The following is a 20,218-nucleotide window of genomic DNA, read 5'->3' on the forward strand; positions in this document are numbered from 1 at the left end:
TGTGAAATTTTCCCTACTGGTGACAGCCGCCCCCTGCAACAGCGAAGCACCGGCGACGGCGCTGCGCTTTGCTAAAGCTGCACTGGAAAGCGGCCACAGCATCTATCGCATTTTTTTCTTCCGCGATGGCATACATAACGCCAGCACTTTCAGCGTATCGCCCCAAGACGAAAACAATATCTCTGCTGCGTGGCAAGATTTCTGCGGAGAGCAGCAATTGGATGCCGTGATCTGCGTTTCTGCCGCCATTAAACGCGGTGTGCTGGATGCGGCAGAGAGCCAACGCTGGCAGCGTAGCGGATCCAACGCAGCACCACAGATGTCAATTGGTGGTTTGGGTTTACTAACTGAAGCCATTATTCACAGTGATCGCGTCGTGACTTTTGGATAAACCAATGCCAACTGTAACAGCAAAAAAATCCATTTTATTTGTGGTACAGCACACACCCTATGGCAGCAGCGCCACACAAGAAGCCTTAGATGCAGCATTGGCTACTGCTGCCTTTGAACAAAATGTGCAATTATTTTTCAGTGGAGATGGCGTGTGGTCATTGCTCTGCTCACAACAGAGTGAACTCATTCAAAGAAAAAACATCGAAAAAGTACTGCATGCTCTGCACTATTACGATATTGAATCTATCTATATCGACCTGAATTCATTACAGGAACGGGGTCTTGCTGCAGAAAACCTCACATTGCCCGCCACTGCGCTCACTGCCGCCGAACAAGCGGCGCTGTTTCAGCGCGCTGATTGCGTTATTACTTTGTAGTGATCACCATGACAACGCTGCACACACTCAACGCCTCCGCCAAACAACACGCAGAACTGACTAAACGCCTCCTGCGCTGCGCCTCTCAAGGTGATGCCCTGCTATTGCTCGGCGACGGCACTTACAACTTAGCCGACAAAGCTTTTTTATTCGCCACACAAGAAAAGGGACTCTTGCTTTATGCCATGAGCATTGACCTGCAAGTACGCGGCCTGCAAACGATAGCTAACAACGCCACCTCAGCCGACGATGCGTTGTTTGTTGCGCTCAGTTGTCAGCACAGCAAAGTGGTGAGCTGGTTTCCATGAGTCAAGCACTTTATGACCAAGAAGGTTTTTTATTGGACTTGACCGTATGGAATCAAGAACTGGCCACACAAATCGCTCAACAATGCAACATTGCTCTCACAGCTGCGCACTGGGAAGTGATTCACGCGCTGCGAGCGTTCTACCAACAATTTGGCCTCTCGCCAGCTATGCGTCCGCTGTGCAAATATCTAAAAGAAAAATTGGGCGCAGAAAAATCCAGCAGCATTTATCTTTTGCAGTTATTTCCAGGCAGCCCAGCTAAATTGGCGGCAAAAATTGCAGGACTGCCTAAGCCAGACAACTGCTTATAAATCCCACTGTTATGCAGGGCGCGCCAATAGCACCGTACTACTGGTAGCGGAAAGATTTTGCAACGAAACTTCACCCATACCTGCAGGAACCAATACTGCCTGCTCGGCAGCAAGTGCTTTATCACTGCATTGCACACAGCCAATGACAGTTATCAGTAAAACATAGCTGCCTGCTGTTTTACACACAAAAATCGCATTAGGCTCGAGAGACAAACGCTGCACAATAAAATCGTCAAATTGAACTATCTGCTCCAGCCTCACACCATCAACATCGCACAATACAGGAAATAACTGATCAGCAGGCGCGTCTAACTCAGCCAACTGCAGCGCCTCCTCCGTATCCCAATGGCTTTGCGTCAGCACTTTCTGCGCAAACGAGAGGATTTTTCTTTCATATACAGGTGTTTGAAACTCGATGGTGCGTACGCCATGTTGTAATGCATGCGGTGTACGCAGTGGCACGGCCAATACATCGCCTTCATGCAACGAGCGCAAAGCCGTAAAAGATTCCATTGTCTTACGCAGAACCAGTTCTTTTTCTTTTTGTGATGCAGAAACCTCCTGCAACCACTGCTGCATTTGCAAGGCACTCACAGGTGCATTTTCTGCAAACCCATCGCGTTCACGCAACACATCAAGTTGCGCATCAATATCACGCCGAATAAGTGCGTAATCGCGCACCGCCTGCTGATACGCCGCTACAAACGTAGCATCATCAGAAAACTGCTTGCGTTTATCCGCAGAAAACCCATAGCGAATTGCACCCACACCATCCGGCCATGCTGAGCGATCAACATGCGTGACGATATAAACTTCGCGCTTTTTTTCGTGCAACTCAAAATACAAATCGCCAAAGACTTCTTCAGGCAATGGATCAAGAATTTTCAATAAATTCAGCTGTTGCTGCCCAACACCGAGTACCGCATCCTGTGCCAATGACAACAACCAAGTCAACGGCGTAGCACCAGTTTCTGTTGCCACTTGTGACACACCGCGAACTTCCATACCGGTGTACCAAATCTCCTGCCCCCACGGCTTGGGAATATGCACCGGCTGCAGACAAAAAGGCTGCGAAAAATCTAATAATGCGGCGTGCAAATGTGCGGCGATGGAACTCAGCGCAAGATTTTTTGCAAGTAATGCGTCTAAAACACCCGTTTGATCAGTAATACACGCACGCTGCAGTAGATTTTTTTCATCCACTTCACACACCGCATACAAAACCGGCGCATCGGCATTAGGCAAATGCGTCTGTTTAAATGTACGGACCGAAAGTGTCACGCCTGCAGCACCCACATCTTGGCAGCATTAACTTGAAAGACGCTCAAGCACCGTGGCAATACCCTGTCCTAAGCCGATACACATGGTAGCGACGCCCAAAGTCGCATCGCGCTGTTCCAACACATTGAGCAGCGTGCCGGTGATACGCGCACCAGAGCAGCCCAGCGGATGCCCCAAAGCAATCGCACCGCCGTTCACATTCACCTTATCCTCAAACGCATCCGACAAACCCAAGCCTTTCAATACCGCCAAGGATTGTGCAGCAAACGCCTCATTCAACTCCCAATACTCAATGTCATTTACCGATAAACCCGTTTGCTTCAGCACATTTTCCGTGGCCGGCACAGGGCCGTAACCCATGATGGAAGGATCCACACCCGCAACCGACATACCCAAAACACGCGCGCGCGGTTTCAGTCCTAATTGCTGTGCTTTTTCTGCCGCCATTACCAACATCGTTGAAGCACCGTCCGTGATTTGCGAAGAAGTTGCTGCGGTTACTGTGCCGCCTTTCGGGTTAAACGCTGGTTTTAATTTTGCTAGCGATTCCATCGTCGTATCGGCACGAATAGTTTCATCTTGCGTCAACAAAATCTTGGCACCGCGTATGTCGTGCCCTTCAATCGCAATAATTTCTTTATCAAAGCGACCTTCGTTACGCGCCGCATTCGCGCGCGCATGCGAACGCACAGCAAAGGCGTCTTGTTGCTCACGCGAAATATTGTGCAAGATGGCGAGATATTCAGCCGTCAAACCCATCATGCCTGCTGCTTTTGCCAATTTTTTACTCGCCTGTGGATTGGGCTCCAAACCGTAATCCATCGGCACATGCCCCATGTGCTCCACACCGCCGATTAAAAAAGTATCGCCGTATCCGCTGCGAATATTGCTTGCAGCAATATGTAACGCCGACATCGATGAACCGCACAAACGGTTAATGGTTTGCGCAGGCACGGTGAATGGAATGCGCGTGACCATGCTGATCATGCGTCCCACATTCCAACCCTGCTCTTTGGTTTGATTAACGCAACCCCAGATCACATCATCAATAGTCGCCGGATCCAACTGCGGATAACGATCCAACAGTTTGTTCACCAATTCCGCTGAAATATTGTCGCCACGACGAAAACGAAACGAACCATCTTTTGAGCGCGCCATGGGTGTGCGTACAAAATCGACGATCACTGCATCACGAGGGTTGAGTGCGCTGCCTGCTTTAATTGATGTCATGATAATGATCTCCTCGCTCGCACTTACGCAAAATATTTTTGTTGATTGGCTGCCATAGCGCGCTGACTCGCTGTCGGCTCGTACAACTTACCCAACGCGGCGTACTGCTCTGCCATCGCAACAAAGGCTTGCATACCAATCGCATCCATCCAACGGCATACACCGCCGCGGAACACTGGGAAGCCCAAGCCGTAAATCAACGCCATATCTGCCTCAACAGCACTTTCTACAATTTTCTCATCCAAGCACCGTGCCATTTCCGTACACATCGCCACCATCATGCGCGCAATAATTTCTTCATCTGAAAACTCTTTGCGTGCCGCTACTTCCGGTGCCAACAATGCGTAAACCTCATCTTTGGCGACTTTCACTGGCTTACCTTTTTTATCTTTTTCATGATTGTAAAAACCCACGCCGTTTTTCTGACCGAGGCGTTTGTTGTCATACATGATTTCCAACGCAGTTTTGAAGTTTGATTTCATGCGATCTGGGAAGCCGTCTGCCAACACATGCGCCGCATGCACACAGGTATCAATACCCACCACATCACAGAGGAACGCTGGGCCCATCGGCCAGCCCCACTTTTCCATCACGCGATCAATTTGCTGAAAATCAGCGCCATCTTTCACCAACTGCACAAAACCAGCAAAGTAAGGGAACAACACGCGGTTAACGAGAAAGCCAGGGCAGTCATTCACCACAATGGCTTTCTTACCCATGGCATTCGCGTAGGCCACAGTGCGCGCCACAGCATCATCTGAAGTTTTTTCACCACGAATCACTTCGACCAATGGCATCGCGTGAACAGGATTAAAAAAGTGCATGCCGCAAAAGTTTTGTGGTCGCTGCAAACTTTCTGCCAACTGTGAAATAGAAATGGTTGAGGTGTTAGAGGCAACGATAGCGTCATCCGCAAGAACTTTCTCAACCTCACTCAATACGGACTGTTTTACTTTTATATTTTCAACAACGGCCTCAACCACCATATCCACTGACTTGACTTGCTCGTATGATAAAGTCGGCACGATACGATTCAGCGTATCACCCATCACCGCAGGCTTCATGCGACCTTTTTCAACTTGTTTTGTCAGCAATTTGTTTGCTTCTGCCAAACCAAGATCCAAACCGTGCTGAGCAATATCTTTCATCACTACCGGCACACCTTTGTAAGCCGATTGATACGCAATACCGCCACCCATAATGCCTGCGCCCAACACTGCTGCGTGCTCTACTTTTTTAGAGGCTTTTTTCTCCCAACTTTTTGCCGTTTTTGCCAGTGCTTGATCATTCAAGAAAATACCAATCAGCGCTTGTGCTTGTGGTGTAAGCGCAACACTCAGAAACGCATCTGTTTCAATTTTTACCGCATCTGCGCTCGACAGCCGCGCCGCTTTCTCCATCGCGCTCACTGCCGCCATCGGTGCAGGAAAATTTTTCCCAGCCTGCGCCAACACCACCGCTTTGCCCGTGGTGAATGCCATCATCAATTCCAAATCACTCAATGCCAGCGCGCTGGTTTTTTCTTTGCGTCGTGCCGCGTAGTCAAATACACCCGCTGCAGCTTGTGCGCACAATTCAAACGCGGCATCGCGCAGCACATCACCTGCCACTACCGCATCGACAGCTCCCACTTCTAAAGCATGAGCCGGTTTCTGTTCTGCACCGCTGGCAATCCACTCAATGGCGTGATCGACGCCCAGCAAGCGCGGTAGACGCACAGTGCCGCCGAAGCCAGGAATGATGCCAAGCTTGGTTTCTGGCAAACCAATGCGCGCAGCATCACTCATCACGCGGAAATCGCAAGCCAAACACACCTCCCAACCACCGCCCAAGGCATAGCCGTTAATAGCAACCACCGTGGGAAATGGCAGCGATTCCAGCTCGCTAAAAATGCCATTGGCGCGTGACAAGTAGGCCGCAATGGCTTCGTTGCCGCGTGAAAATACGCCATTAAATTCCGTGATATCAGCACCGACAATAAACACTGACTTTGCACTAGTCAGCACCAAGCCTTTAATCCCCGTCGTCTTGCGCAAGGCATCTAGCGCAGCTGCCAGCTCGTCTAGCGTGGCGACATTGAATTTATTGATGGATTCGCCGCTGAGATCAAACTGCAATTCAGCGTAGCCGTCTGCTTGTTGCAATACCTTGATAGCGTTGCCTTGGTAAATCATGTTCTATCCCCTGTCATAACGCAGCACTTAAACTGATGCGAGCAAGTATTAACCGGTTTCCACGCACCAGAAACACTGCTACAGTTTATCGGAATACGCCTCTTTTATCATTGACGACTGTGCGCTCACCACTCTCCAACATAGCCATCACGCTGCTCTCTCTGTTACTCACACTGGCACTGGCAGAATGCACCGTACGAACCTTGCAGGCCTTGGACTACTTACCCGTCTTCACGAAGAAAACCATCGACAAAGGCAATACCAATAACAAACGCGTCAATGCCAAATTGGTGAAAAGTAGCAACCCTGTTTTATTCATGGAGTTTGATCGCAACGATCCCAACATCAATAACGCAGGATTTCGCGGCACGGACTTCGCTATAGAAAAAACAGCCGGCACTACGCGCATTGCTATTTTGGGAGACTCTGTAGCCTACGGTTATAGCGTTCCAATCGAAGAGACCTTCAGTCATCTACTCAATAAGCAACTCAACCGTGATGGACAGAAAGTCGAAGTGCTCAACTTTTCTGTCAATGGTTATAGCACTGTTGCCGAACTGGAACTGTACAAAACACGCGTACGCGATTACCACCCAGATATTGTGCTGCTAGCCTATGTATTAAATGACCCCATCCCCTCTGCTTTTGTTGTACAAAGTGTAGGCAGCGCCAGAAAACAAGCTGATGCTTTTCAGTGGCTATCACGCACAACACAATTTGGCGCATGGGTGTACTTAAAGTGGCAAGCCGTCATGCAAAAAATTGACCAAAAAAAAATTATCGCAGTATCTATGCCAACCAAGATTTATGGAAATCGACAACACAAGCACTGACAGAATTAACCAAGCTTACACAACAAGATGGCGCAAAGTTTGGCGTCGTGGTATTCCCTCTGCTGTTAGACTTCAGCAACTACCCCATGCACGATATCCACAAGCAAGTTGATGACACGCTGCAAACCAACGACATCAAATATATTGATCTCTTGAAAGATTTTAGTGCCATTCCTTATATGGATTTACGCCCTCACCCCAATGACGACACACACCCCAATGCCACAGGGCACGCCATTGCCGCTGAAAAAATCTCCGAAATGCTAGAAAAAGATTTTTTGCCACCTAAGCAGCAATAGCTGGCACACCGCTGTGGAATCGAAACTCTGCATCGGGTGATTCAATCAGCTCTCTTTCATTCTGCAAGAAAAAAGCAATGCGCTGCTCAATATCTTGCGTTGCTAATTTTCTCGCCAAGGTCAAATAGTCCATAAAATGGCGCGACTCCGACTGCAGCAAAGACAAATAGAATTTCTGCAGCACAGGATCTAAATGCGGAGCCAATGCTGCAAAGCGCTCACAAGAACGCGCTTCAATTATTGCTCCAAGAATCAAGGTATCTATTAGCCTTTCAGGATCGCGCTTGGCAACATGCACATGCAAACCAGCTGCATAACGCGATGCCGTGATCGTTTTGTACACCACACCGCGCTTTTTCATGATAGCTGCCACCTGCTCAAAATGACGCAATTCTTCACGCGCCAGCCGCGACAGTTTTTGCAGCAATTCGTATTGATCGGTGTGGCGATACATCAAGCCCAAGGCCGTAGAAGCGGCCTTTTTCTCGCAGTTGGCATGATCGATCAAGAGCAGCTCAGGCTCCTGCAAAGCACGCTCTATCCATGCCTGCGGCGTGCGACAGAGCAAAAATTCCGTAATTGCCGTGATATCAACCTGTTGCATAGCAATTTACACCACAAACTCTCTACAAAGGCGCATGTTGAAAGTAGCGTTCATAATGCGCACAAGACAACTCATAAAACTCTTTATCTATTACATCGCGCAATTCACGAATACCTTTGCCTTGCGCTGACTCTGTTAAATGCAAACCATACTGCTCTGGCTCATCAATCTGACTTGCACCCGCTTTTAACAATTCCACCACCCAACTAACAGGCGCGCGCGCCGAATCAAAACCAATTTGCTGCGACTGCAACTGCTGGCGCAAAATCAGCGCATCACCAATTACAAACCAACGCAAAACAATCTGCTCCAACAACACATCGATGCGCTGTAAGACCGCACGCCGCTCATCCTGCGAATACGCATTCCAAGCAATCACTTCGTGAGAAAAGCGTTTGCAGCCGCGGCATACCGTATCGCCTATACCTGTCGAACAGACACCAATGCAGGGCGTTTTAACAGGCTTAGTGGTTTGCATTAATCTTTTGCAATCACAGAAGCACCGCCCAAATACGGACGCAACACTTCCGGCACCGTGATAGAGCCATTGCCGTTCTGGAAGTTCTCAATGATAGCCACTAGCGTGCGCCCCACTGCCAAACCAGAGCCATTCAGTGTATGTAGTAGCTCTGGCTTTTTTGTTTCTGGATTGCGCCAACGCGCTTGCAAGCGGCGCGCTTGAAAATCTTTAAAGTTACTGCACGAAGAGATTTCACGGTAAGTATTTTGCGCAGGCAGCCACACTTCAATGTCATAAGTTTCTGCGCTAGAGAATCCCATATCGCCACCACACAGCGTGATGGTGCGATACGGCAACTCTAACAACTGCAATATTTTTTCGGCATCCGCTGTCAAACTTTCTAACGCCGCCATAGAGTCTTGCGGGCGCACAAACTGCACCAGCTCCACTTTTTCAAACTGATGCTGACGAATCATACCGCGCGTGTCGCGACCATAACTGCCCGCTTCACTGCGAAAACAAGGTGTGTGACACACCAGTTTTAGCGGCAATTCTTTGTCTTCCAGAATACTGTCGCGCACAATATTGGTGACTGGCACTTCAGCTGTTGGAATCAAGTAGTAATTTTGCTCCCCGGATAATTTGAATAAATCCTCTTCAAACTTTGGCAACTGTCCGGTGCCGCGCAGTGAGTCTGCATTCACCATATAGGGCGCATAGATTTCTTGATAACCATGTTGCTGCGTATGTGTATTTAACATGAATTGAATCAATGCGCGATGTAAACGAGCCAAACCATTTTTCATCACCACAAAGCGCGAGCCTGTAATTTTGGCAGCTGTTTCAAAATCCAGCATACCCAGCGCTTCACCGAGATCGACATGGTCACGCGCCGCATAATCAAACGCTTTAGGCGTTCCCCAGCGCCGTACTTCCACATTGTCATTTTCGTCCTTACCGGCTGGCACGCTGTCATCCGGCGTATTGGGAACCAGCAGCAAAAAGTTGTCCAGCTCTGTTTGCACGGATTTCAAATCATCTTGCAAGACATTGAGTTCATCACCCATGCCATTCACCTGCGCCATCAGCGCGTTGACATCTTCGCCAGCCGCCTTCGCTTTGCCGATATTCTTTGACAGATTATTTTTTTCTGCCTGCAAGTTCTCTGAACGAATTTGCAAATCTTTGCGGCGATTCTCCAAACCATCAAATAAAGAAGCATCCAGTGCATAGCCATTTCTTTTCGCCAATGCTTTCGCTACACCGGCAATATCTGTACGCAATAATTTTGGATCTAACATGATCTACTCTCAACAATAAAATAAATAAAACTAACTCATTCGCACCAAAGCGACACCCAGAGCCGTCGCAGAAAAACACAACACTGTTGTTGCAACCACATAACTTAACGCCGACAACCACCCGCCAGCCTGCATCAAACGCACAGTATCCATAGAGAATGCGGAATAGGTCGTCAACCCACCGAGAAAACCGACAATTACAAAATGTTGTTGTGCCACAGTGAGCCACTGTCTGTCATGTACCAATGCAAATGCCACACCTGCCAACAAAGAACCCACCGTGTTGACCGACAATATCACCCAAGGAAATATGTGATGACGCGTGATGCCGGCAAACAATACCATGCACGCATAACGCGTTAGCGCACCGATACCGCCACCCACAGCTACCAGCAAAGCATTCATACACTGCCTCCGCTCTGTTTGCCGTATCGCTGCCAAGCACTCTGCTTGTTTAATTGCGCCAAGCGCGCCAGCTTCTCAGAAATTTTTTGCTCTAAACCGCGTGTAGTTGGTTCGTAAAAAACAACATCCTGCAACTCAGGAGGAAAATAACTATCCCCAGCAGAAAAAGCATCTGGGTAATCATGTGCATAGCGATACTCCGCACCATACCCCAAATCTTTCATCAGACTCGTGGGCGCATTACGAATATGCAAAGGCACTTCGTAATCTGCCGCTTCTGCCACCAATTTTCTGGCTTGATTAAACGCTTGATACACCGCATTGCTTTTCGGCGCACAGGCCATGTAAATCACCGCTTGCGCCAAGGTTAATTCCGACTCAGGGCTACCCAAACGCTCTACGACTTGCCATGCATTCAGCGCAATTTCTAAAGCGCGCGGGTCCGCATTGCCAATATCCTCACTCGCCATGCGCACCACACGGCGTGCCACATACAGCGGATCACAACCGCCATCTAACATACGCAGACACCAGTACAAAGCTGCATCGGGCGAGGAACCGCGCACCGCCTTGTGCAAGGCAGAAATTTGATCATGAAAAATTTCTCCGCCCTTATCAAAACGACGAATATTGCCCTGCAGAATACGCGCCAGCACAGCTTCGTTAATGAGAGCATCGCCATTGGTTTGCACTTCGGCAATATCCGACGCCATTTCCAGCAAATTCAATGCAGTTCTGGCATCACCCTGTGCTGCACGCACCACAATGTGCAGCGCATCTTTATCTATTTGCACACGGCGCGCTTGCAGTACAGCGTCATAGCGCAAAGCATTATCAAGCACTTGCTGCAACTCATCGTCTGTGAGTGACTGCAACACATACACACGACAGCGCGACAAAATAGCATTATTTAATTCAAACGATGGGTTTTCAGTTGTCGCGCCGACAAAAATCACAGTGCCGTCTTCAATGTAGGGCAAAAAAGCATCTTGTTGAGATTTATTAAAACGATGCACTTCATCAACAAACAACAGTGTTCGCTTTTGCCATTGATCGCGCATACTGCGCGCCTCATCCATCGCAGCACGAATATCTTTTACACCAGCAAACACCGCAGAGATAGCAATGAAATGCACTTGCACATGCGCCGCCAGTAAGCGCGCGAGTGTCGTTTTCCCAACACCTGGTGGCCCCCAGAAAATCATGGAGTGCAGATGTCCTTTTTCGATCACCTCACGCAAGGCTTTACCAGATGCTAGAAGATGCGACTGCCCGACATAACGCTCAAGTGATTGCGGCCTTTGGCGTGCTGCCAGAGGCTGTGCAGAGCTTGAAGATGTTTTGTCGAACAAATCAGCCATTACTGTGCTTTTGCTTGGATCACATCGGTACCGGCAGGCACTTCAAATTGAAACACGGCACTAACCAGCGCCGGATTAACTTTTGCATTACTAAATTGGATGGTCGTTTTCTGTTGCATGGCATCCAAAATTGTCATGCTAGCAGGCACGGATTTTTCAAACACAATATCCAATGAAGCAAACAAATCACTTTGTTGTTTAGGCAACAAATGAAATCCCTGCGCCATGCCTTTAATTTTTTCCACCGTAAATTGCTGACTAATCACCGCCGCATTACCGGCAAATAACATAGCCGGCGTCTTGGCATAGTTTTCTTCGAAAGGTTTAATAGCCACTTGCTGCAAATCCGGGTCATACACCCACAGCGTTTTACCATCAGTAATAATTTTTTGTGGAAAAGGCTCCGCTGTTTCCCAGTAAAACCGATTCGGAGCCATGGCTTTCAATAGGCCTTTGTTTTGCTGCTGAACCATGCCTTTAGCATCCTGCACTTCTTGCACAAAATCTGCCTGAATCCCTTTGACAGGTTCCAGAATAGCCAGTAATTCTTGCAAGGCATCTGCCTGCACGGAAGAAAAAGATAACGCGATGCCAAGACACATTACCCAAGCAGCAAGCTTTTTCATATTTACCTCATAGAATGATTTTGCGCCAGCACTTCGCGGCTGCCGTTGCTGTTCATAGCACTCACCACGCCCGCCGCTTCCATCGCCTCAACTAAACGGGCAGCACGGTTGTAGCCAATTTGAAATTTTCTTTGCACAGCAGAAATTGAAGCTTTGCGCGTTTCCAACACAAAAGCGACAGCTTTGTCATATAGCACATCACCCTCAGGATCGCCGCCTTCGCCGCCCTCTTCATCACCACTGGAAAAACCAGGCACAAACACGCCCGTCTGTTCCTGCATAATTTCTTCGAGGTAATTGGGTTCGCCGCGCCGCTTCCAATCTTCCACCACGCTATGCACTTCGTGGTCATCAACAAACGCACCGTGCACACGAATGGGTACTGGGCTGCCCGGCGGCAAATACAACATATCGCCGTGACCGAGCAATTGCTCTGCGCCGCCTTGATCAATAATCGTGCGCGAGTCTATTTTTGATGACACTTGAAACGCAATTCGCGTTGGAATATTGGCTTTGATTAAACCCGTGATGACATCCACCGATGGGCGCTGTGTTGCCAATATCAAATGTATACCGGCCGCGCGTGCTTTTTGCGCAATGCGTGCAATCAATTGCTCTACTTTTTTGCCGACGATCATCATCATGTCTGCAAATTCATCAATCACGATGACGATATATGGCAGCTTATCCAACACCGGCGCAGTTTGTTGATCAACCGGTTCAAACGCCATCGGATCAGGTCGCCAAACGGGATCCGCAATAGCTTGTCCTGCAGCTTTTGCATCCAGCACTTTTTTGTTGTAACCGGCGAGATTGCGCACGCCGAGTGCTGCCATCAATTTATAGCGTCGTTCCATTTCACCAACGGACCAGCGCAAAGCGTTCGCCGCATCTTTCATGTCGGTTACAACTGGCGTTAATAAATGCGGAATGCCTTCGTACACGGACAATTCCAACATTTTGGGATCGACCAAAATCAAACGCACATCGTCTGGCCCTGCTTTGAACAACAAGCTCATCAGCATGGTATTTACACCGACCGATTTACCCGAACCCGTTGTACCTGCCACCAACAAGTGCGGCATTTTTGCCAAATCCGCCATCACTGGCACGCCAGCAATGTCATGCCCTAACGCGAGCGTGAGCGGGCTTTTTGCGTCGTCATAAGCCTGTGACGCCAACACATCGCCCAAACGCACAATTTCACGCTGCTCGTTCGGCACTTCAATACCGACATAGGATTTACCAGGAATCACTTCTACTACGCGCACACTGATTACCGCCAATGAACGCGCCAAATCTTTTGCCAAACCGGAAATACGACTCGCTTTAATTCCTGCTGCAGGTTGAATTTCGAAGCGCGTAATAACAGGACCAGGCTGCACAGAAACCACTTCCGCGCTTACACCGAAATCTAGCAATTTAATTTCTAGCAAGCGCGACATCGCTTCCAAAGATTCTTGCGAATAACCGCGTTTATCCGCCGCTTTCGCTCTATCTAACAAGGCCAATGCAGGCAACTCTCCTGCCACTGCATCATCAGAAAACAAACGCACTTGTTTTTCACGCACCACGCGTTTGCTCGGCTGCACTTTTTCTACCAAGACAGGTGGCTCAACAATCACTGGCGCAGGCGTTTTGCGTTTTTCCATGCGCAAGCGCTGTGCGTCCATTGCGCGCTGTCGCTCTTCACGCGCATCGTCAGCTATGCGTTTCTCATCGCGATCGCGCTGCACTTCAATCACGGTGCTGCGCGTTTGCCCAACTAACGAGAGCATCAAACGCCCAACTTCGTCCATCAACCACAGCCAGGAAAGGTCGGTAAAAATCGTCAAGCCAAATAAAAAAATCACACTCAATAATGAGGTGGCACCCAACAAACCCAACATGCGTTCGGCTGCTTGCGCCACACCTTGTCCGATCAAACCGCCGCTAGAAAATGGCAACTCACTGGTTACAGCTGTTGGCCACTGCAGTGTTGCAATACTGGTTCCGGCCACCATCAGCAATATCAAACCGATGCAACGCAGTGCCAACATGGTTGGATCAAGTGGCTCTAGGCGGTGGCGTTTTTGTACGCGCAACGCGCTGTAGACCGCCAACACAATGGGCAGTAAATACGCGAGTCGTCCAAAAAGAGAAAACAACACATCCGCCAACCAAGCGCCCAGATAGCCACCTAAGTTGTGTATACCGCCCGCCATATCACTCATTGATGCGGTGCTAGACCAACCAGGATCTGCGCTGCTGTAAGTCAACAACGCCGCCAACACAAACAGAATGAACAACACCAAAAACAACAAACCAATTTCACGCACACCGCGCGCTACAGCGAGATTGGCGCGTGAAGGCGCAACCTGCAGACGCGCCGACGCTTGCAAGGGCGATTCTTTTTGACGGGTAGAAATTTTATTTGCTGGTCTAGCCATGATTTTTTTATCGCACTCAACGCTGGCTAATCCAGTTTTCTAATTCAGATAACGCTTTCGACACACCTGCCACATCCGTGCCGCCACCTTGCGCCATATCCGCACGACCACCGCCTTTACCGCCCACCAACGGCGCGAGGTCACGAATAATGTCACCCGCTTTGAAACGCGCCGTGAGGTCAGCCGTTACACCAGCAATCAGCGTCGCTTTTTCACCTTCCGTTGAAGCCAGCAAAATCACCGCTGATTTCAACTTATCTTTCATTTGATCCAATGTAGCGCGCAGTGCGTTGATATCTGCACCGTCGATTTGCGCTGCCAACATTTTCACGCCGTTGATTTCTTTTACTTGCGCGCTGAGATCACTTGCACCGCCGCTCGCCAATTTCATTTTTAACTGCGCCAATTGTTTTTCTAATTGACGATTGTTTTCTACCAGTGCTTGCACCTTGTCGGCAAAACCGGCGCGATTGGTTTTCAGTACAGCGCAAGCATTGTCCACTTCCATTTCTATCGCATCAAAACGCGCCAAAGCCGCTTTACCAGTCACTGCTTCTACACGGCGCACACCAGAAGCAACACCCGCTTCCGACACTATGCGAAACAAACCAATGTCACCCGTGCGCGTCACATGCGTACCGCCACACAGCTCCACAGAGAAGGGATGCCCTTCCGAAAAACCAGCACCCATACTGAGTATGCGCACGCTGTCGCCATATTTTTCACCGAACAACATCATCGCGCCTTTGGCTTTGGCGGTGTCCATGTCACCTACCGTGGTTTCAACAGCGGTGTTACGGCGAATTTCGTCGTTCACAAGTGTTTCAATCGCTTGTAACTGTTCATCGGTGATGGCTTCTGGATGCGAAAAATCAAAACGCAGGCGTTGATCATCCACCAAAGAACCTTTTTGCTGCACATGTGTACCCAATACTTTTCTTAGTGCCGCGTGCAGCAAATGCGTAGCCGAGTGATTGGAAGCCGTCGCTAAACGCGCGTCCGCAGCCACATTGGCATACAAATCATCACCTAATTTGATATAGCCGCGCGTCATCGTCACATGATGCAAAATTGCGCTGCCGCTCTTGGTCACATTGTTGACATCCAAGTGCGCAAATTGCGTGTAGAGAAATCCGGCATCGCCTATTTGCCCACCAGATTCAGCATAAAACGGCGTGCTATCCAACACGACGATGCCATGATCACCTTCACGCAGTGCATCAATTTGCTCCGCACCGTGATACAGCGCCACTACCTTCCCGTGCCCTTTAATGCCGCTATAACCTGTAAAATTGGTTTTGACATTTATTTTAATTAGCGTGTTGTAATCCAACTCAAATTTGCCAGCTTCCTGCGAGCGTTTTCGCTGTTTCTCCATCTCCCGCTCGAAACCAGCTTCATCGACGGTCAAATCGCGCTCGCGCGCAATATCCGCCGTCAAATCCACCGGAAAACCGAAGGTGTCATACAGCTTAAACACCACATCTCCCGGAATAACTTTGCCTTTCATCTCAGCCAAATCTTGTTCAAGAATTTTCAGGCCATTCTCTAAAGTGCGTGCAAACTGCTCTTCTTCTACGAGCAGTGTTTTTTCAATATGCGCCTGTTGCTTTCTCAAGTCTGGATAGGCATCACCCATTTCTTGCGCAAGCGCTGCAACAATTTTGTAAAAGAAAACATCCTTCGCGCCCAACTTATTGCCATGACGCACAGCGCGGCGAATGATACGGCGCAACACATAACCCCGCCCTTCGTTGGAAGGCGTAACACCATCGGCAATCAAAAATGAACAAGAACGAATGTGATCAGCCAACACTTTCAATGACGCTTGACCCTCATTATTGCAACCCACTGCTTCGGCGGCGGCGGCGAGCAGCGTCTGAAATAGATCAATTTCGTAGTTGCTGTGCACATGCTGCATCACCGCTGAAATACGCTCCAAGCCCATGCCGGTATCCACGCTGGGCGCTGGCAGTGGGTGCATTTCGCCATCGACTGTGCGATTGAACTGCATGAATACATTGTTCCAAATTTCGATATAGCGATCGCCGTCTTCTTCGGGCGAGCCGGGCAATCCACCCCAAATATGTTCGCCGTGATCGTAAAAAATTTCTGTGCAAGGTCCGCAAGGCCCCGTATCGCCCATCGCCCAAAAATTATCGGAAGCATACGGTGCACCTTTGTTATCGCCTATGCGAATAATGCGCTCAGCAGGCAGGCCAATTTCCTTGTGCCAAATATCAAATGCCTCGTCATCGGTGGCGTAAATCGTCACCCATAATTTTTCTTGTGGAATGAACAACCATTTTGGCGAAGTGAGAAACTCCCACGCAAAACGAATGGCGTCGTGCTTGAAATAATCCCCGAAACTGAAGTTGCCCAGCATTTCAAAAAAAGTATGGTGACGCGCGGTATACCCGACATTTTCTAAATCATTGTGCTTGCCGCCAGCGCGCACACATTTTTGTGAAGTGACCGCGCGAACATAGGCGCGTTTATCCATCCCCAAGAAACAGTCTTTGAACTGATTCATACCCGCATTGGTGAACAGCAAGGTGGGGTCTTCATGCGGAACCAGCGAGCTGCTGGACACCATGGTGTGGCCTTTGCTGGCAAAGAAATCAAGGAAGGCTTGGCGAATTTGGGCGCTTTTCATAACTACTCAATAAGTGCTGGAAAATACAGACAAAAGTGCGGGTGATTATACGACGAGACCGCTACACCCGAAGCACGGTGTCGCTGTAAAGCGCGACTAGCGGATCATTGCTCATTAAACGCAAAGGCTCGGTGAGTGCTTGCGCCACCAACAGGCGATCAAACGGGTCTTGATGGTGTGGCGGCAGGTCTTCAACAGCCGCTGCATGCTCAGGCGCTATCGACAACAACCGATAGCCAGACTCCTCGAAATAGCACATCGCATCACGAGCGGACACCGGCATATCCCCGCGCCCCAAGGCATGCTTGATGGCAATTTCCCATACGCTGACCGCGCTGACCCACACCGTTGTCTTTTCTGCGGCAATCAAGTCGCGGGCTGCCGCTGGCAAGCGCGAGCTATCGGTGATGGCCCACAGCGCAACCTGTGTATCCAGCAACAAATTCATTGATGCCCGCCCATAAACAGCTCAGCCACTTCGCTGTTGTGCTGATTGATGTCATCCGGCACATCAAACAGCCCTTTTGCCACACCCAAGCGCTTGCCACGGATAACCGCATCTATCGGCACCAACTTGGCAGCAGGCTTGCCGTTGCGGGCGATGATGATTTCGCGCTCCTTGCCGCCTTCTATGGCTTCGACCAGACGCGACAAAGAGGATTTTGCTTGCAACATGTTGATTGACAGCATCAGACTAACCCCGAATAACACACAGGGTTAGTCTAGTCTAGCTAAGCTCAAATAAATAGAGAGAAAGAAACCAAAATGCTCCCCTGACAAAAGGAGGTGGTTCGCGCAGCGGCTTGCTCTTTATTGATCGCGGCAAAGTGCCGCTCCTACGAGGTTGTGTGTTTATTTGTAGGAGCGCCACCTTGGCGCGACGATTGAATACCGGAATAAGGGCGCAGCCAGCAGCGCCCCTACCTGTTACAAGGCAGTCGCATTGAGGATGGTGGCACTGCCTGCGTCTTTTTGCACTGTGGTTTTGCCCTCGATGGTGACGGAGACATCTTTGCCTGAGATGCCGATGAGGATGTCGGCTTTGCCATCGGCGTTGATGTCACCAGCGCTAAGGCTGGTGCTAAAACCATCGCCTTTCGCTGCGCCATACTGCGTGTTGCCCAAGGCGGTAAAGCCGTTGCCCGAGAACACTTGCACGCTGCCGGTATCTTTTATGGTTTTGGTTTGAGTGGTGTCATCACCTTTCGGTGCGCTGAGGATTAAATCCGCATAACCGTCGGCATTTACATCACCCAGAGCCACAGCAGTGCCGAGCTTGGCTTTGGCTTCTGTCCCAATTTTGTCGTCACTGCGGCTGTAGTTGTTGCTGTTGCTGCCGTACAGCACCACAGCAGCACCTACGTCTTTCAGCTTGGAAGCGGTGTCATCCCAACCGGGTTCACCTACCAGCACATCGTTTACGCCGTCTTTATTGACATCGGCATTCGCCGCTACAGACGTACCAAAGTAGAGGCTCGCCGCTGTGCCGGGCTGGGTATAGATCGGGGTGATGCTGCCGCTGGTGTATACCCTCACACTGCCCGCATCTTTGAGCGGTTTGGGCAGGGCTTCGGTGTCATCGTCTTTCGGTGCGCCTACAGCTACTTCTGCGCCGCCCGTGCCATTGAAATCACCCGCTGCCACGGCAGAGCCTGCCAAGGCACCGGCGGTTTGACCGTACACCGTCAACAAGGGGGCAGATGAGAAGTTCGCACCGGAAAGAACTGTCACTTTGCCAGCTTGTTTCAGTGGCTTATCGCCTTGGTCGTTAGTGGCTTTCGGTTCACCGATGATCACATCCGCTTTGCCGTCATTGTTTACATCACCTAAAGCCACGGCAGAGCCATAGCCGGTTTTGGCGGTGCTGCTGATCAGGCCGTCGGCCGTAGCGCAGTCAATGCCAGCGCAGCCGTAAATCACGGTCACGGCGCCCACATCTTTGAGTGTGGGCAGGTCTGCCAGTGGTGCACCCACCACCACATCCATCAAGCCGTCGCCATTTACATCGGCATTGCCTGCCAAGGCCGCACCAAAACCCTCTTTGGCAGTTGCGCCTTCAAAGTGCGCCAGCACATCATTGTTATTACCGGAAATAATCTTCACCTGCCCTGCGTCTTTCACGGCTTTGAGCGGTGGTGTCGCAGGAATGTCATAGCGCGGGGTGCCCACCGCCCAATCGCCAAAATAGTCGCCGTTGAAATCGCCCACATACGCCACCACCGAGCCGAATTTCTCGGCTTTTATCTCGTTGTCCACGGTGTTCAGGGCATTGCCATTGGTGAGCAGCGGATCACAGGCATCGCCCAAGTGGTCGCCATCGTCGTCGGCTTGATCGTTGTTGGGTTCTTGTGGGCAGTTGTCCAACGCCTTGGGGATCAAACCGGCTGGCACGGTGATTTGACCGGAATCATTACTCCCCCAGCAATGCACGCCGGTGTCATCCACCGCGCAGGTGTACTCATACCCTGCTTCCACCGCAACAGGATTGCTCAGTGCAGGCACGGTGTTTTGACCATAGCCGTTATATCCCCAGCACACCACACCGGTATTATCTAGTGCACAGGTGTGCTCCCTGTAGCAATTTTGACACTATTATTGTGCAACGAAGTTTATACACTAATCTTTTTTCATATACAAAACCTTCAAGCATGCAAACATTCTTTCTGAAATCTATCACCACAAGCTTACTGCTCTGCTCACTCAGTTTTTCCGCACTCGCCGCACCAGAGCGCGTAACACCGCAAGCTGGCTTGTGGCAAATAGAAAGCACCACTTCACTGTTTGGCCACGCGGTGCCAGATTTAGGAAATCTCATCAGCAAAGGCCCTCAAAAACTGCAAGTGCATATCAACAATATGCTGCAACAAAATCACACGCGCTTGAACGGCGACGGCACGGCCAGCATTTGCGTAAGCGAGCAGCAAATTGCGAGTAATGATTTTGTGAATGACAACGGCAGTGGCTGCACAGTAAGCAAAGGAAAACGCATCGGTAATGTGTTAATTTTTCAAACGCAATGCGAAGCGCCCAGTGGTTTTGGTGTTACTACGATGAGGCTACTAGACAGCAAACACTGGGAGGCCACTTCACAATTTATCGTTACCATTCGCGGCATTGCACAAAATATAGACAACAGAAGCTACGGTACTTGGTTGAGCGCAAGCTGCTCT

21 protein-coding genes and 1 pseudogene are annotated in these 20,218 nt (G+C 49.8%); 7 read left to right on the forward strand and 15 right to left on the reverse strand.

From position 1 onward, the window contains the following. Position 1 precedes the first annotated feature (1 nt). From tusD to IPK30_11890, 4 genes are read left to right on the forward strand one after another with little or no spacing between them, the layout of a single operon-like run. Positions 2-391 (forward strand): sulfurtransferase complex subunit TusD, encoded by a 390-nt coding sequence (gene tusD / locus IPK30_11875; protein ID MBK8103928.1) that lies wholly within the window; start codon positions 2-4, stop codon positions 389-391. Between the two features lie 4 nt (positions 392-395). Continuing rightward, on the forward strand, positions 396-770 hold the full coding sequence (gene tusC, locus IPK30_11880) for a sulfurtransferase complex subunit TusC (protein MBK8103929.1): 375 nt from the start codon (positions 396-398) through the stop codon (positions 768-770). A gap of 8 nt (positions 771-778) precedes the next feature. Further along, positions 779-1,078 (forward strand): sulfurtransferase complex subunit TusB, encoded by a 300-nt coding sequence (gene dsrH / locus IPK30_11885; protein MBK8103930.1) that lies wholly within the window; start codon positions 779-781, stop codon positions 1,076-1,078. Continuing rightward, a complete protein-coding gene (locus IPK30_11890; GenBank protein MBK8103931.1) occupies positions 1,075-1,389 on the forward strand; it encodes a TusE/DsrC/DsvC family sulfur relay protein in 315 nt (104 codons plus the stop codon). The genes dsrH and IPK30_11890 overlap by 4 nt, the downstream gene beginning before the upstream one ends. 9 nt (positions 1,390-1,398) lie before the next feature. Here IPK30_11890 and IPK30_11895 read toward each other — a convergent pair whose 3' ends face one another. Genes IPK30_11895 through fadB form a run of 3 tightly spaced genes read right to left on the reverse strand, consistent with a single transcriptional unit; the run spans position 1,399 to position 6,074 of the window. Beyond that, the gene (locus IPK30_11895) at positions 1,399-2,670 is read right to left on the reverse strand and encodes a hypothetical protein (protein ID MBK8103932.1); all 1,272 of its coding nucleotides are present in this window, start codon (positions 2,668-2,670) and stop codon (positions 1,399-1,401) included. 27 nt (positions 2,671-2,697) lie between these two features. Beyond that, positions 2,698-3,900: an acetyl-CoA C-acyltransferase FadA gene (fadA, locus tag IPK30_11900; GenBank protein MBK8103933.1), complete on the reverse strand. Its 1,203-nt coding sequence runs from the start codon at positions 3,898-3,900 to the stop codon at positions 2,698-2,700. Between the two features lie 23 nt (positions 3,901-3,923). After that, positions 3,924-6,074, reverse strand: a complete 2,151-nt coding sequence (fadB, locus tag IPK30_11905; protein MBK8103934.1) for a fatty acid oxidation complex subunit alpha FadB — start codon at positions 6,072-6,074, stop codon at positions 3,924-3,926. Positions 6,075-6,193: 119 nt separating this feature from the next. On the opposite strand from fadB, the gene IPK30_11910 reads away from it, so the two are divergent. Further along, complete coding sequence (locus tag IPK30_11910; GenBank protein ID MBK8103935.1) at positions 6,194-6,907, forward strand: SGNH/GDSL hydrolase family protein; 714 nt, start codon at positions 6,194-6,196, stop codon at positions 6,905-6,907. Then, positions 6,862-7,206, forward strand: a complete 345-nt coding sequence (locus IPK30_11915; GenBank protein MBK8103936.1) for a hypothetical protein — start codon at positions 6,862-6,864, stop codon at positions 7,204-7,206. The genes IPK30_11910 and IPK30_11915 overlap by 46 nt, the downstream gene beginning before the upstream one ends. Here IPK30_11915 and IPK30_11920 read toward each other — a convergent pair. From IPK30_11920 to IPK30_11975, 12 genes and pseudogenes are all read right to left on the reverse strand, one after another. Next, positions 7,193-7,810, reverse strand: a complete 618-nt coding sequence (locus IPK30_11920; GenBank protein MBK8103937.1) for a tRNA-(ms[2]io[6]A)-hydroxylase — start codon at positions 7,808-7,810, stop codon at positions 7,193-7,195. The genes IPK30_11915 and IPK30_11920 overlap by 14 nt on opposite strands. Before the next feature lie 22 nt (positions 7,811-7,832). Next, a complete protein-coding gene (locus IPK30_11925; GenBank protein ID MBK8103938.1) occupies positions 7,833-8,288 on the reverse strand; it encodes a DUF1289 domain-containing protein in 456 nt (151 codons plus the stop codon). Further along, a complete protein-coding gene (gene serS / locus IPK30_11930) occupies positions 8,288-9,571 on the reverse strand; it encodes a serine--tRNA ligase (protein ID MBK8103939.1) in 1,284 nt (427 codons plus the stop codon). The genes IPK30_11925 and serS overlap by 1 nt, the downstream gene beginning before the upstream one ends. A 30-nt stretch (positions 9,572-9,601) precedes the next feature. Then, positions 9,602-9,976: a CrcB family protein gene (locus IPK30_11935; protein ID MBK8103940.1), complete on the reverse strand. Its 375-nt coding sequence runs from the start codon at positions 9,974-9,976 to the stop codon at positions 9,602-9,604. Further along, a complete protein-coding gene (locus IPK30_11940) occupies positions 9,973-11,337 on the reverse strand; it encodes a replication-associated recombination protein A (GenBank protein MBK8103941.1) in 1,365 nt (454 codons plus the stop codon). Before IPK30_11940 ends, IPK30_11935 begins: the two co-directional genes overlap by 4 nt. Next, the gene (lolA, locus tag IPK30_11945; GenBank protein MBK8103942.1) at positions 11,337-11,963 is read right to left on the reverse strand and encodes an outer membrane lipoprotein chaperone LolA; all 627 of its coding nucleotides are present in this window, start codon (positions 11,961-11,963) and stop codon (positions 11,337-11,339) included. Before lolA ends, IPK30_11940 begins: the two co-directional genes overlap by 1 nt. 2 nt (positions 11,964-11,965) lie before the next feature. Next, entirely contained in the window at positions 11,966-14,392 is a 2,427-nt protein-coding gene (locus IPK30_11950; protein ID MBK8103943.1) for a DNA translocase FtsK 4TM domain-containing protein, read from the reverse strand. A 16-nt stretch (positions 14,393-14,408) separates the two neighbouring features. Then, positions 14,409-17,048, reverse strand: coding sequence for an alanine--tRNA ligase (gene alaS, locus IPK30_11955; protein MBK8103944.1), 2,640 nt, complete (start codon positions 17,046-17,048; stop codon positions 14,409-14,411). A gap of 61 nt (positions 17,049-17,109) precedes the next feature. Beyond that, a complete protein-coding gene (locus tag IPK30_11960; protein ID MBK8103945.1) occupies positions 17,110-17,496 on the reverse strand; it encodes a type II toxin-antitoxin system VapC family toxin in 387 nt (128 codons plus the stop codon). Continuing rightward, complete coding sequence (locus IPK30_11965) at positions 17,493-17,738, reverse strand: type II toxin-antitoxin system Phd/YefM family antitoxin (GenBank protein ID MBK8103946.1); 246 nt, start codon at positions 17,736-17,738, stop codon at positions 17,493-17,495. Before IPK30_11965 ends, IPK30_11960 begins: the two co-directional genes overlap by 4 nt. Positions 17,739-17,975: 237 nt before the next feature. Beyond that, complete coding sequence (locus IPK30_11970) at positions 17,976-19,550, reverse strand: FG-GAP repeat protein (GenBank protein ID MBK8103947.1); 1,575 nt, start codon at positions 19,548-19,550, stop codon at positions 17,976-17,978. Between the two features lie 6 nt (positions 19,551-19,556). After that, positions 19,557-19,622, reverse strand: a pseudogene (locus IPK30_11975) (hypothetical protein). 74 nt (positions 19,623-19,696) lie between these two features. Here IPK30_11975 and IPK30_11980 point away from each other — a divergent pair. Beyond that, positions 19,697-20,218: DUF3617 domain-containing protein (locus tag IPK30_11980; GenBank protein MBK8103948.1), on the forward strand; the 522-nt coding region annotated here is incomplete at its 3' end.

This window comes from Cellvibrionales bacterium, from assembly GCA_016713115.1.
Classification (GTDB): domain Bacteria; phylum Pseudomonadota; class Gammaproteobacteria; order Pseudomonadales; family UBA7239; genus UBA7239.

Bases quoted from the DNA above. Each gene is read 5' to 3' on its own strand.
- tusC (MBK8103929.1), top strand. From the start codon at position 396: ATGCCAACTGTAACAGCAAAAAAATCCATTTTATTTGTGGTACAGCAC.
- dsrH (MBK8103930.1), top strand. From the start codon at position 779: ATGACAACGCTGCACACACTCAACGCCTCCGCCAAACAACACGCAGAA.
- IPK30_11890 (MBK8103931.1), top strand. From the start codon at position 1,075: ATGAGTCAAGCACTTTATGACCAAGAAGGTTTTTTATTGGACTTGACC.
- fadA (MBK8103933.1), bottom strand. From the start codon at position 3,900: ATGACATCAATTAAAGCAGGCAGCGCACTCAACCCTCGTGATGCAGTG.
- fadB (MBK8103934.1), bottom strand. From the start codon at position 6,074: ATGATTTACCAAGGCAACGCTATCAAGGTATTGCAACAAGCAGACGGC.
- IPK30_11920 (MBK8103937.1), bottom strand. From the start codon at position 7,810: ATGCAACAGGTTGATATCACGGCAATTACGGAATTTTTGCTCTGTCGC.
- IPK30_11925 (MBK8103938.1), bottom strand. From the start codon at position 8,288: ATGCAAACCACTAAGCCTGTTAAAACGCCCTGCATTGGTGTCTGTTCG.
- serS (MBK8103939.1), bottom strand. From the start codon at position 9,571: ATGTTAGATCCAAAATTATTGCGTACAGATATTGCCGGTGTAGCGAAA.
- IPK30_11935 (MBK8103940.1), bottom strand. From the start codon at position 9,976: ATGAATGCTTTGCTGGTAGCTGTGGGTGGCGGTATCGGTGCGCTAACG.
- IPK30_11940 (MBK8103941.1), bottom strand. From the start codon at position 11,337: ATGGCTGATTTGTTCGACAAAACATCTTCAAGCTCTGCACAGCCTCTG.
- lolA (MBK8103942.1), bottom strand. From the start codon at position 11,963: ATGAAAAAGCTTGCTGCTTGGGTAATGTGTCTTGGCATCGCGTTATCT.
- IPK30_11950 (MBK8103943.1), bottom strand. From the start codon at position 14,392: ATGGCTAGACCAGCAAATAAAATTTCTACCCGTCAAAAAGAATCGCCC.
- alaS (MBK8103944.1), bottom strand. From the start codon at position 17,048: ATGAAAAGCGCCCAAATTCGCCAAGCCTTCCTTGATTTCTTTGCCAGC.
- IPK30_11960 (MBK8103945.1), bottom strand. From the start codon at position 17,496: ATGAATTTGTTGCTGGATACACAGGTTGCGCTGTGGGCCATCACCGAT.
- IPK30_11965 (MBK8103946.1), bottom strand. From the start codon at position 17,738: ATGCTGTCAATCAACATGTTGCAAGCAAAATCCTCTTTGTCGCGTCTG.